9 protein-coding genes are annotated in these 12,373 nt (G+C 75.9%); all 9 read left to right on the top strand.

Going from position 1 to position 12,373, the window contains the following annotated elements:
- The first annotated feature begins 12 nt into the window (after nt 1-12).
- Nucleotides 13-5,049 carry an amino acid adenylation domain-containing protein gene (locus ACVMYR_RS22820; protein WP_457122676.1) on the top strand — a complete coding sequence of 1,679 codons (5,037 nt, stop codon included), beginning with the start codon at nt 13-15 and terminating at the stop codon, nt 5,047-5,049.
- Nucleotides 5,042-5,869: an AzlC family ABC transporter permease gene (locus tag ACVMYR_RS22815; protein ID WP_457122675.1), complete on the top strand. Its 828-nt coding sequence runs from the start codon at nt 5,042-5,044 to the stop codon at nt 5,867-5,869. The genes ACVMYR_RS22820 and ACVMYR_RS22815 overlap by 8 nt, the downstream gene beginning before the upstream one ends.
- Nucleotides 5,870-5,874: 5 nt before the next feature.
- Nucleotides 5,875-6,204, top strand: a complete 330-nt coding sequence (locus ACVMYR_RS22810; protein ID WP_141722304.1) for an AzlD domain-containing protein — start codon at nt 5,875-5,877, stop codon at nt 6,202-6,204.
- On the top strand, nt 6,201-7,085 hold the full coding sequence (locus ACVMYR_RS22805) for a carbon-nitrogen hydrolase family protein (protein ID WP_228986223.1): 885 nt from the start codon (nt 6,201-6,203) through the stop codon (nt 7,083-7,085). Before ACVMYR_RS22810 ends, ACVMYR_RS22805 begins: the two co-directional genes overlap by 4 nt.
- Nucleotides 7,082-8,263, top strand: a complete 1,182-nt coding sequence (locus tag ACVMYR_RS22800; protein WP_457122674.1) for a trans-sulfuration enzyme family protein — start codon at nt 7,082-7,084, stop codon at nt 8,261-8,263. The genes ACVMYR_RS22805 and ACVMYR_RS22800 overlap by 4 nt, the downstream gene beginning before the upstream one ends.
- Nucleotides 8,263-9,255, top strand: a complete 993-nt coding sequence (gene pip / locus ACVMYR_RS22795) for a prolyl aminopeptidase (protein WP_457122673.1) — start codon at nt 8,263-8,265, stop codon at nt 9,253-9,255. Before ACVMYR_RS22800 ends, pip begins: the two co-directional genes overlap by 1 nt.
- Before the next feature lie 218 nt (nt 9,256-9,473).
- Nucleotides 9,474-10,787: a helix-turn-helix domain-containing protein gene (locus ACVMYR_RS22790; protein ID WP_457122672.1), complete on the top strand. Its 1,314-nt coding sequence runs from the start codon at nt 9,474-9,476 to the stop codon at nt 10,785-10,787.
- A 171-nt stretch (nt 10,788-10,958) separates the two neighbouring features.
- On the top strand, nt 10,959-11,123 hold the full coding sequence (locus ACVMYR_RS22785; RefSeq protein ID WP_176734358.1) for a hypothetical protein: 165 nt from the start codon (nt 10,959-10,961) through the stop codon (nt 11,121-11,123).
- On the top strand, nt 11,110-12,309 hold the full coding sequence (locus tag ACVMYR_RS22780; protein ID WP_457122671.1) for a helix-turn-helix domain-containing protein: 1,200 nt from the start codon (nt 11,110-11,112) through the stop codon (nt 12,307-12,309). Before ACVMYR_RS22785 ends, ACVMYR_RS22780 begins: the two co-directional genes overlap by 14 nt.
- Nucleotides 12,310-12,373 lie beyond the last annotated feature (64 nt).

The following is a 12,373-nucleotide window of genomic DNA, read 5'->3' as shown; positions in this document are numbered from 1 at the left end:
CCGGGAGAGCTCATGCAGTCGCTGATGACCCGGGGCCAGCTCAGGATCGCCGCCGCGCGGCGGCCCGACCACGCCCGGCACTGGCACGGCGTGCTCGCCGCCGGGGCGGAGCGGGTGGGCTTCCCCGAAGACCACGCCGCCGCACCGGGCGCCCCGCCGCGCCCGGAGGCGGTCACCGTGCCGCTGGGCGACGCGCTGGCCGATCGGCTCGCCGCCGCCAGCCGGGGCGCCGAGGCGGCCCGGTTCGTGCTGGTCGCCGCCGCCGTGGCGGCCCTGCTGCGCCGCTGGACCGGCGCGACCGAGGTGCTGGTCGGCCGCCCCGCCGACGGCGACGCGCTGGCCGGGCTGCTGCCGCTGCGGGTGGCCGCCGGCCCGGACCGCAGCTACCGGGACCTCGTCGGGCAGGTGCGCGCCGCGCTGCCCGAGGCCGAACGGTACGCCGACTACCCCGTCGAGCTGCTCGCCGAGGACCTCGCCCCGCACGCCGAACAGGGCCGCCACCCGTTCCTCGACGTCGCCGTGCACACCGCCGACGCGGCCGTCGACCCCCGCGTCGGGATCACCGTGGCCGTCGCCGACGCCGACCTGACCGTCCACCACGACGCCGCCCGTCACGACCGGGGCACCGCCGAGCGGATCGCCGCCCACCTGCTGCTCCTGCTCGCCGCCGCGCTCGCCGCCCCGGACGGCCCCGTCGACGACGTCGACCTGGTGACCCCGGCCGACCGGGCGGTGCTCGCCGCCATGAACGACACGACCGTGGACGTCGCCGCCGGCCCGCGCCCCGACGCGTGGGTTGCCCGGCGGGCCGCCGACACGCCCGAGGGCGTCGCCGTGCGTACCGACGAGGGCGCCTGGACCTGGGCGGAGCTGGAGCGGCGGGTCGCGGCGCTGGCGGCGGACCTGCGCGCGGCCGGCGCGGGCCCGGAGACGGTCGTCGCGGTCCTGGCCGCGCGGTCGCCCGCGCAGCTCGCGGCGATCCTGGCCGTGCACCGGGCCGGCGCGGCCTACCTGCCGGTGGACCCCGGCTACCCGCCGGCCCGCGTCGGCTACCTGCTGCGCGACAGCGGCGCGGCCCTGGTGGTGGCCGCCGACGCCACGGCGGTGCCCGACGGCGTGCCGGTGGTCGCGCTGCCCCCGGCCGACGCCGACCCCGCGCCGACCGCCGACCCCGCGCCGACCGCCGACCCCTTGCCGACCGGCGGGCCGGCGGCGACCCCGGCCGGCGAACCCGCCCCGCCCGGCGACGGCGACGACCTCGCCTACGTCATCTACACCTCCGGCTCCACCGGCGAGCCGAAGGGGGCGATGATCGCGCACCGGGCCCTGGCCAACCGGCTCGCCTGGATGCAGCGGCACTACCCGATCGGCCCGGACGACGTCGTGCTGCACAAGACCCCCACCACGTTCGACGTGTCGGTGTGGGAGCTGTTCTGGTGGGCCCGCGAGGGCGCGTCGGTGTGCCTGCTGCCGCCGGGCGCGGAACGCGACCCGCGCGCCATCGTCGCCGCCGTCGCCGCCCACCGCGTGACCGTCCTGCACTTCGTGCCGTCGATGCTGGGCGCGTTCCTCGACTGGCTGGCCACCGCCGACACCGCCGGACTGGCCGGGCTGCGGCGGATCTTCGCCAGCGGCGAGGCCCTCGGCGCGCACCACGTCGACCGGCTCGCCGCGCTGCTGCCCCACGTCGAGCTGGTCAACCTGTACGGGCCGACCGAGGCCACCGTCGACGTCAGCCACCACCCGTGCGTCCCCGGCGCGGCGCGGGTGCCGATCGGCCGCCCGGTGGACAACACCCGGCTGCACGTGCTCGACGGGCGGCTGCGGGCGCAGCCCGTCGGCGTGCCCGGCGAGCTGTGCATCGCCGGGGTGCAGCTGGCCCGGGGCTACCTCAACCGGCCCGAGCTGACCCGGGACCGGTTCGTCGCCGCCCCCGCCGTCGGGGAGGACCGCGTCTACCGCACCGGCGACCTCGCCCGGGTGCTGCCCGACGGCACCATCGACTACCTGGGCCGCCTCGACCACCAGGTGAAGGTGCGCGGCTACCGGGTCGAGCTGGGCGAGGTGGAGGAGGCGCTGCGCGGCCACCCGGCCGTCAAGGACGCCGTGGTCGTCGCCCGCGACGGCAACCTGCTCGGCTACGTGCGTACCGCCTCCCCGGTGGCCGAACGGGCGCTCACCGACCACCTGGCCGGGGTGCTGCCCGCCTACCTGGTGCCCGCCCGGGTGGTGGAGCTGGCCGAGTTCCCGCTGTCGGCCAACGGCAAGCTGGACCGGCGGGCGCTGCCCGACCCGCCCGCCGACGACCGGCCGTACGTGCCACCGCGCACCGACGCCGAGCGGATCCTCGCCCAGGTGTGGGCCGACGTGCTCGGGGTCGACCGGGTGGGGGTGGAGGACAACCTGTTCGCCCTCGGCGGCAACTCCATCCACTTCGTCACCGTCCTGGCCCGGGCGCACGCCGCCGGCCTGGACCTCAGCTTCCAGCAGATGTTCCGGCACCCCACGATCGCCGCGCTCGCCGCGGCCCCCGCCGACGGGCAGCGGCCCCCGGCGTACGCGCCGTTCGACCTGGTGTCGCCGGCCGACCGGGCGCTGCTGCCCGACACGGTGGTCGACGCGTACCCGCTGGGCCAGCTCCAGGCCGGGCTGATCTTCCAGAACGAGCTGGCCCGGGGCGCGGCCCAGTACCACGACATCATCAGCTTCCTGATCAGCGCCCCGTTCGACGAGGCCGCGTTCGCGGCGGCCGTGCGCCGGCTGGTCGCCGACCACCCGATCTTCCGCACCAGCTACCACCTCACCGGCTACTCGGAGCAGCTCCAGCTCGTGCACGCCGACGCGCCCACCCCGCTGTGGGTGACCGACCTGCGCGGGCTCACCCCCGCCGAGCAGGAGCGCCGGTACGCCGACTGGCACGACCGGGAGCAGTCGTACCGGTTCGTCTGGCAGGAGCCGGGGCTGGTCCGCATCCACGTGCACGTGCTCGCCGACGACCTCTACCGCTACAGCCTCAGCCAGCACAACTCCGCCCTCGACGGGTGGAGCATCACCCTGCTGCACACCCGGCTGTTCGACACGTACCACCGGCTGCGCGCCGGCCGCCCGCTGCCCGAGCCGCCGGCCGGCAACCACTTCCGCGACTACATCGGCCTGGAACGGCGGGCCGTCGCCTCGGCCGGGGACCGGGAGTTCTGGCGCGACGTCCTGGCCGCCGGCGGGGTCACCGAGCTGCCCCGCTGGGAGCCGCCCGCCGAGCCCGCCGCGCACCCCGTGGTGTTCCACGAGGTGGACATCCCCGCCGCGCTGTCCGAGCGGCTGCTGCGGCTGGCCGACCGGCTGGCCGTGCCGCTGAAGACCCTGCTGCTGGCCGCGCACGTCAAGGTGGTCGGCGCGCTGGCCGCCGACCCGGCCGTGATCACCGGGTACGAGCAGAGCGGCCGGCCCGAGGCCGAGGGCGCCACCGCCGCGCTGGGCCTGTTCCTCAACACCGTGCCGCTGCGCGTCGACACCGGCGACGGGAGCTGGGCCGACCTGGTGGGCGGGGTCTACCGGGCCGAGGCGGACCTGCTGCCGCACCGCCGCTACCCGATGGCGCAGATGAAGGCCGACGCCGCCACCACCGACACGCTGTTCGAGACGGTCTTCAACTACACCCACTTCTACCTGCTCAAGCAGCTGCGTGAGCTGCCCGGCTTCGACCTGCTCGACGTGCGGGTCAGCACGGAGACCGAGTTCGCGCTGCGCGCCGAGTTCATGCGGGACTTCTTCACCGACCAGGTCCGGCTCAGCCTGCACTACCACAGCGCCGAGTTCACCGCCGAGCAGGCCGCCGGCCTCGGCGCGGCGTACCGGCGGGCCCTGGTGGCCCTGGCCGACGACCCGGACGCCCCGCACGGCGGCTACGATCCGGGCCTGCCGCCGGCCCGCCTCGTCCCGGCCCGCCGGGCGTTCGCCCGCCCCGCGCCGGCCGCGCCCGCCGCCCCGGCCGGGCGCACCCCGCCCGGCACGGACACGGCCCGCCGCGTCGCCCGCGCGTGGGCCGACACCCTCGACGTGCCGGTGGCCGACATCGCCGAGGAGGACAACTTCTTCGACCTCGGCGGGAACTCCCTGGCCGCGATGCGGGTCGTCGCCGCGCTGCGCCCGCTGGTCACCCTCCGACAGCTCATGACCCATTCCGACCTGGGCCCGCTGGCCCGCGCCGTCGACGCCGCCGCCACCCCGGCCGCCGCCGGCACCGACACCGCCGCGCCGCTGCTGCAGCCGCTGTCGCCGCCCGGCGTCGCCGCCGACCGGGTCCTGGTCTGCTTCCCGTACGCCGCCGGCAACCCGCTTGCCTTCCGGCCTTTGGCCGAGGCGCTCGCCGCACGCGGCGTGGCCGTGTTCGCGGTCGCCCTGCCGGGGCACGACCCCGGTCGCCCCGAGCCCTTGGCCGACCTCGACGAGGTGGCTGGCCGGGTCGTCGTCGAGCTGCGCACCGCCGCCGGGGGCGAGGTGCTGCTGTGGGGGCACTGCGTCGGCGCGGCCCTCGCTGTGGAGGTCACCCGGCTGCTCGCCGCCGCCGGGTCCCCGCCCGCGCGGCTGTTCCTCGGCGGCAAGCTGCTGCGCGACGCCGCCGACATCGACGCCAGCATCGCCGAGGTACGCGCCCTCGACGAGGCCGGGGTCGTGGACTGGCTCGTCGGGCAGACCGGCTTCACCGACCTCGACGGCCTCGACGCCGGGCACACCTCGGCGCTGGTCGCCGCGTTCCGGCACGACGCCCTCGGCTCGCACACCTACCTGCGGGACCGGCTCGACCCGCTGGCCGACCGCCCGTTGACCGTGCCGGTGACGGTGGTGCTCGCCGCCGACGACCCGCTCACCGCCGCGCCGGGCGACGCGCCCGCCGCGTGGCGGCGCATCGCCGCCGACGTGACCCTCGCGGAGATCGACGGTGGGGGACACTACTTCTGCCGTACCCGCGCCGGGGAGGTGGCCGACCTCGTCGCCGGCGCCGGCCCGGCCATGCCGCGCGACAGCCGCCCCGGGGAGGACCATGTCTGACCGCACGCCCACCAGCGCCCCCGAGCGCCCCGCCACGCCGCGCGGCGAGTTCGTCGCCGGGGCCCGCTCGATGGTGCCGTTCCTGCTGTCCGCGTTCCCCCTCGGCGTGATCGGCGGGACACTCGGCCTGGCCAGCGGGCTGTCCTACCTGGAGACGTTCGGGCTGGCCATGGTGGTCAACTCCGGCACCGCCCAGTTCATCGGCTTCAAGCTGATCGCCGAGGGCGCGGCGTGGCCGGTGATCGTCCTGACCACCCTCATCCTCAGCCTGCGCATGCTGATCTATTCCACGCTGCTCGCCCCGCACGTGCGGGAGCTGCCGCAACGGTGGCGGCTGCTGCTCGGCTTCGGGCTGATCGACGCGGTCTTCTTCGTCGCGTTCGACCGGATGAAGGGCGGCGAGCCGGCCCGCCGCAAGAGCATGTTCTACTTCGGCGCGTCCGCCGTCATGTACGTCAACTGGGCCGTCGCCACCGTCGTCGGCATGGTCGCCGGGCACCTGCTGCCCGAGCGGTGGCGCGCCGGCCTCGACTTCCCGATGACCGCCGTCTTCCTCGTCGTGCTCGCCGGGGCGCTGGCCGGCTGGAAGATCTGGAGCGCCGCCGTGTCGGCCGGCGCGCTGGCGATGCTGTTCCTCGGGCTGCCGTACAACCTGGGGTTGATCGTGGCCGCCCTCGGCGGCGCGTGCGTGGGGATGGCCTGCGAGCGGATCGAACGCCGCTGGTTCCCGCCCAAGCCGCAGGAACCGCCGCCCGCCGAGGAGCCGGCGCGCGACGACGAACCGGCGGTCGCGCCCGCCGCCGACGGCGACGGAAGGTGACCACGATGTCCATGCTGCTGCTCATCCTCGGCATGGGGCTGGCGACCTTCGCCCCCCGGTACGTCCCGCTGCTGGTCTTCCGCGACCGGGAGCTGCCCGCCGACGTCAAGACGTTCCTCGGCTACCTGCCGGCGGCCCTGCTCGCCGCCATCGCCGTGCCGTCCGTGCTCGCCCCGGTCGACAACCGGGTCGAGATCACCGTGGTCACGATCCCCTACCTGGTGGCCGGGTTGGTCACCCTGGTGACCGGCCTGTTCGTCGAACGGTTCATGATCGTGTGGACGGTCGGGCTGGCGGTCTTCTTCGGGCTGCGGTGGTGGTTGGGGGCGATGTGACGGGCGACGACGACCCGGTGCGGGAGCCGCTGCGGGTCGCCGCCGCGCAGATCGAGGCGGTCGGCGGCGACCTGGCCGGCAACGCGGCGGCCCACGTCGCGGCCGTCGCCGAGGCCGCCGCCCTCGGCGCCCGCGTGGTCGTCTTTCCCGAGCTGTCGCTGTGCGGGTACGACTACCCGCTGCTCGCCGCCGACGTCGCCCGCTGCGAGGTCGAGGTGGGCGACGCGGTCCTGCGGACGGTGGGCGGGGCCTGCCGGGCGCACCGGGTGACCGCCGTGGTCGGCGGCTGCGCCCGACGCGCCGACGGCTGGGCCATCGCCGCGTTCGTCGTCGGCCCCGACGGCGCGGTGGCCGCCACCTACCACAAGCGGCACCTCGACGCCGACGAGCGCGCGGTGTTCGTCGCCGGCCACACCGACACGATGGTGCAGCTCGACGGCTGGCGGCTCGGCCTCGGCGTCTGCTATGACGCGAGCTTCCCCGAGCATGCCCGGGGCCTGGCCCTGGCCGGCGCGGACGCCTACCTGGTGCCCGGCGCGTTCACCGTCGGCGACTCCGACCACCGGCGCGGCGTCTACTTCCCGGCCCGCGCCCTGGAGAACACCAGCTACGTGCTGTTCGCCAACTACGCCGGCGCGCACGGCGGCTGGCGCTTCGCCGGCCACAGCGCCGTGTACGGCCCCGACGGCCGGGCCCTGGCCGCCGCCGGCACCGCCGCCGGGCTCGCCGTCGCCGACCTCGACGACGCGGTGCTGCGCCGCCAGCGCGACAGCCAGCGGATGCTGCGCGACCGGGCCGCCCCCGCGCCCGCGCCGAGCCCCGTCGTCATCCCCCCGCCCGACCCCGGGCAACGATCCGACCAGCATGAGGAGCACCGGTGACCGGCATCGGCACGACCGCGATCCACGGCGACGACGGCCTGTACCCCACGGGCGCGGTGTCGCCCCCGATCGTGCAGAGCGCCACGTTCGGCGCCGAGAGCGACGAGCGGTTCACCGAGGTCGCCACGCAGGTGCGCCCCGACGCCTTCTACACCCGCTACGGCAACCCCAACCACGCCCAGGTGGCCGCCGTGGTCGCCGAGCTGGAGGGCGTCGAGACGGGCCTGGTCACCGCCTCCGGCATGGGCGCGGTCACCACCATGGCGCTGGCCCTGCTCAGCGCCGGGGACCACGTGATCGTGCAGCGCAGCACGTACGGCGGCACCACCTCGCTGGCCACCGGCCTGCTCACCCGGTTCGGGGTGACCTGCACCCAGGTCGACCAGACCGACGTCGACGCGTTCGCCCGCGCCCTGACCCCGCGCACCCGGCTGCTGCTCGTGGAGACCCCCAGCAACCCGCTGCTGGAGCTGACCGACCTGACCGCCGTGATCGAGCTGGCCCACGCCCACGGCGCGTACGCCGTCGTGGACAACACGTTCGCCACCCCGGTCAACCAGCGGCCGGCGGCCCTCGGCGCGGACCTGGTCTGGCACAGCGCCACGAAGTTCCTCGGCGGCCACTCCGACGTCACCGCCGGGGTGGTCGTCGGCTCCGCCGAGCTGGTCGACCGGGTCTGGCAGACCGCCATCGTCACCGGCGCGACGCTGGGCCCGATCGACTCCTGGCTGCTGCTGCGCGGCATCCGCACGCTGCCGCTGCGGATGGCCCGGCACAACGACAACGCCCTCGCCCTGGCCCGGGAGCTTGAGGCGCACCCGGCGGTCGCCCGGGTCCGCTACCCGGGGCTGCCCAGCCACCCCCAGCACGACCTGGCCACCAGGCAGATGAGCGGGTACGGCGGCGTGTTCAGCCTCGACCTGGCCGGCGGCCAGCCGGCGGCGGCCACCCTCCTCGCCGAGCTGCGGCTGGCCAAGCGGGCCGCCAGCCTCGGCAGCGTCAGCACCCTCGTGGTGCACCCGCGTTCCATGTGGGCGGGGATCGTCGACACCGCGCAGCTTGCCGCCACCGGCATCGGGGAGGGCCTCGTGCGGGTCTCCACCGGCATCGAGGACACCGCCGACCTGCTCGCCGACTTCACCCGCGCCCTCGACGCCGTGACCGGACGGGCGGCCTGATGGGGCATCCCCTGGTGGAGCCGTACGACCAGGGAATGCTCGACGTGGGCGACGGGCACCTCGTCTACTGGGAGGTGTCCGGAAACCCGGACGGCATGCCGGCCGTGGCCGTGCACGGCGGCCCCGGCGGCAGCTCGTCGCCCGGCACGCGCCGCCTGTTCGACCCGGCCCGCTACCGGCTCGTCCAGTTCGACCAGCGCGGCTGCGGGCGCAGCACCCCGCACGCCAGCGACCCGACCGCCGACCTGCGGCACAACACCACCGGACACCTGCTGGCCGACATGGAGCGGCTGCGCGAGCACCTCGGCATCGACCGGTGGCTGCTGTTCGGCAACTCGTGGGGCTCCACCCTCGGCCTCGCGTACGCCCAGCGCCACCCGCAGCGGGTCAGCGCGATCGTCCTCGTCGGGGTCACGATGAGCCGCCGGTCGGAGATCGACTGGCTGTACCGGGGCGTCGGCCGGTTCTTCCCCGAGCAGTGGCGGCGGTTCGTCGACGCCGTGCCGGCCGCCGACCGCCCGGCGATCGCACCGGGCCGGGGCTCGGCCGCCGAGCTGCTCGCCGCGTACGCCCGGCTGCTGGAGCACCCGGACACCCAGGTCCGCCAGCGGGCCGCGATCGCCTGGCTCACCTGGGAGGACGCCGTCGTCTCCCTCGAACCGAACGGCACGCCCGACGTCTACCGCGACCAGCCGCCGGACGACCAGGTCGCGTTCGCCCGGCTCTGCGCGCACTACTTCTCCCACGGCATGTGGCTCGCCGACGACGCGCTGCTGCGCGACGCCCACCGGCTCGCCGGCATCCCCGGCGTGCTCGTGCACGGGCGTTTCGACCTCGGCGCGCCGCTGGAGACGCCGTGGTCGCTGGCCCGCGCCTGGCCCGACGCGGAGCTGATCGTGGTCGACGACTCCGGGCACACCGGCAGCGAGACCCTGCGTGGGCACCTGCGCGCCGCGCTCGACCGGTTCGCCCCGGTGTCGCCGGCCGGCTGAGCGGCGTCGGCCGGGACGACCAACGGTGGCCTGGTTCGGCTTCGGCGACGCCCGATGATGGGCGGCGGCGCATAGGGAGCTGAGTCACCTACGCCATCACCGTCGATCACGTGAGCGTCGCACTACTTAACGTGCTCGTCGGCTATGGTCCGAAGGAGGTGCCTGTCCAGGTAGGACCGGAGGCGCTGCCGTCCAGACCTCATTCGGGAGTCTCCGCCATGTCCGTGTCGTCGCGCTTCGCCGTGCGTCTACGAGAACTGCTCCGGGAGCGTGGCGTCAGTTTCCGGGCCCTCGCCGCCCGCACCTACTACGGCAAGAGCTACCTGCACGACCTCGCTCACGGTCGCAAGCCGCCGACGCCCGAGGTGGCGGCTCGGCTGGACGACGCTCTCGCTGCCGGCGGCGAACTGGTCTGTCTCGCGGGGGTTCTCCGCGACGGGAGATGGGAGATCGACTGCGCTGCCCTGTGGCGGCACTGCGACGCCGAACAGCTCGCCGACCTGCTGGTCACCACGGTCCCTGGCCCGGACAACGCGGCCGAGTTGGCGCACCAGTGGTTGATAGCTGATCCTCCGCAGCGCTATGAGCTGAGCGCGGGCCGGCAGGTGGGCACCGAGACCGTGGCTCGCGTCGAGCGCCGGGTGGGGCAGCTCCGCCGCTTGGACGACCACGTCGGCGGGGCGCAGACGTACGCGATGGTGTTCGCCGAACTGGAGGCCACCGCCGGCCTGCTGCGCGCGGGCACCCACTCCGAGGTGGTCGGTCGGCGACTGCTCGCCGCAGCGGCGGACCTGTGCCAGCTTGCCGGATTCGTCGCCGAGGACGCCGGCCGGACCGCAGACGCGCGGCGGTACTACCTGGCCGGAATGCGAGCCGCGCACGCCGCGGGGGACACCGCCAGCGCGGCCAACTGTCTGAGCACGTTGAGTTACCTGGAGGCGGGCACCGGGGACCGGCGGTTGGCGGTCACGCTGGCCAGGTCCGCGTACGCCGGGGGCCGGCAGGCGGCGGAGGCGACGGGTCGGGCGCTGCTGCTGGAGCGGGTCGCGTGGGCGCACGCCCGTGCTGGCGAGGCGAGCCAGGCGGAGCGGGCGCTGGGCATGGTGGAGGAGGCGTACGCCAGGCGCGACCCGAGCGCCGCGCCGCCGTGGGCGTACTGGCTGAGCGCGGACGAGGTGGACATCATGGCGGGCCGGGTGTGGACGGAACTGCGCCGGCCGCTGCGCGCGGTGCCGATCCTCGAACGGGTGGTCGCCGGCTACGGCTCTGAGGTGCCCCGGGAGTCGTCGCTGTACCTCACCTGGCTGGCCGAGGCCCTGCTCCAGGCCGGGGAGGTCGAGCGGGCGGCGGACGTGGCGGGACGGGCGCTGGAGCTGGCGCGGCGAGCGCAGTCGCAGCGGGCGATGCGGCGGGTCGCCGAGCTACGGAGGCTCCTGGTGGAGGTCGCCGCGAACTCGGTGGCGGCGCGGGAGTTCGTTGACCTGTCCACGGACCTGTCCGTCGCCGGTTCGGTGGGGCCGGGCGGACAGTAGCGGACGCCGTTCGCCTGGATCGCGCAGTCGTTCCATCACAGGCTGTGATCAGGGTGTGCGGCTGCTGAACCAGCACCGGTTCGGGTACGAGCCGCTCCCTTCCACCGGGTGCGGCGGTGGCGGTCCTTCCCTGGGCCGCTGCGCCGCGCCCCTGGCAACGGAGGCGGGACGATGAGCGACGACGGGCCGGTCGAGGGTCGGGGCGAGCAGATCCAACAGGCGGAGCGGGAGGCGGCCCGGCAGCGGCTGCTCGCACAGGCCGAGGCGGAGCGGATACCGGCCGAGGAGACGACCCGGGCGGTGCCGGACCGGCGGTGGCGGCGTGGACAGCGGTGACCTCCTGCCCGTCGGCCGGCGGGTCGCGTACTGGCGGGGACGGCGGCGACTGTCGCAGCAGATGCTGGCCGACCGGCTGGGCAAGTCCAAGAGCTGGGTCGACAAGGTCGAGCGAGGCGTCCGCGCCCTCGACCGGGTCTCCATCCTGCACGACATCGCCGCCGTGCTGCGCATCGACGCGGCGGTGCTGCTCGGCCGCGACACCCGGCCCGCCGAGGCGACCGAACGCGCCGCAGGCGTCGAGCGGATCCGGGCGGCCCTGTCGGCGTACGAGATCACGCTCGGCCGCGCCACCCAGCGGCCCGCCGTGCCCGCCGACCGGCTGGCGCGGCAGGTCGGACACGGGTGGATCACCTACCAGCATGCCCGGTACCCGCAGCTCGTCGACCTGCTCCCGCCGCTGCTGGCCGACGCGCAGCGCACCCACGCCCGCGATCCCGCGGCGCTGCGCGAGCCGCTGGTCGAGGCGTACCGGATCACCGCCGCACTGCTGGTCAAGGTCGGCGAGGCCGACCTGGCCTGGCTGGCCGCCGATCGGGCGGTGGCCGCCGCGACCGGCGACCGGGCGCTGGTGGCCGCCGCCGTGGTGCAACTCGGCCAGGCGCTGCGCGCGTCCGGCCGGGCGCGGGCGGCGAGGTCGGCGGCGCTGGCCGCCGCGTACCGGATCGCCCCGGCCGACCCCGACGACGGTGCGCCGCAGGAGCTGTCGCTGTGCGGGGCGCTGCTGGTCCAGGCGGCCCTGGCCGCCGCCCGCCACGGTGACGAGGCTTCCGCCACCGAACTGCTCGGCGAGGCCGCCGCGATGGCGGACCGGGTGGGGGAGGGGCACGACCACCACCGGACGGGGTTCGGGCCGACGACGGTCGGCTCGGCACGGGTCGCGGCGGCCGTGGAGCTGGGCGCGGCCCGCGCGGCCGTGACCTGGCACGAGCGGACGACCCGGCGGGACGCCTGGCGGTGGCTGCCCGCCGAGCACCGGGCCGCGCACCTGCTCGACGCCGCCCGCGCCTACCTCCAGGCCGACGACCCGGCCAGTGCCGGCCGGACCCTGGTCGACGCCGATCGCACGGCACCGGCCGAGGTGCGCCACCGCCCGGCCGCCCGGTCGGTGCTGGCCCAGGTGGTACGCGACCCGCACGCCCCGGCCACGATCGTGCAGCTCGCGCTCGCCCTCGGGGTCACGTGAGCGGGCGGGTGTCGCGACGGGCAGCGACGGCTCGTATCCTGTGCGCGAAGGCACCGCGAAGGCA

The organism is Micromonospora sp. PTRAS2, assembly GCF_054052245.1.
The sequence above is the reverse complement of the archived record's forward strand: the minus strand, read 5'-3'. Positions and strand labels throughout refer to the sequence as shown.

Bases quoted from the DNA above. Each gene is read 5' to 3' on its own strand.
- ACVMYR_RS22820 (WP_457122676.1), top strand. From the start codon at position 13: ATGCAGTCGCTGATGACCCGGGGCCAGCTCAGGATCGCCGCCGCGCGG.
- ACVMYR_RS22815 (WP_457122675.1), top strand. From the start codon at position 5,042: ATGTCTGACCGCACGCCCACCAGCGCCCCCGAGCGCCCCGCCACGCCG.
- ACVMYR_RS22810 (WP_141722304.1), top strand. From the start codon at position 5,875: ATGTCCATGCTGCTGCTCATCCTCGGCATGGGGCTGGCGACCTTCGCC.
- pip (WP_457122673.1), top strand. From the start codon at position 8,263: ATGGGGCATCCCCTGGTGGAGCCGTACGACCAGGGAATGCTCGACGTG.
- ACVMYR_RS22790 (WP_457122672.1), top strand. From the start codon at position 9,474: ATGTCCGTGTCGTCGCGCTTCGCCGTGCGTCTACGAGAACTGCTCCGG.
- ACVMYR_RS22785 (WP_176734358.1), top strand. From the start codon at position 10,959: ATGAGCGACGACGGGCCGGTCGAGGGTCGGGGCGAGCAGATCCAACAG.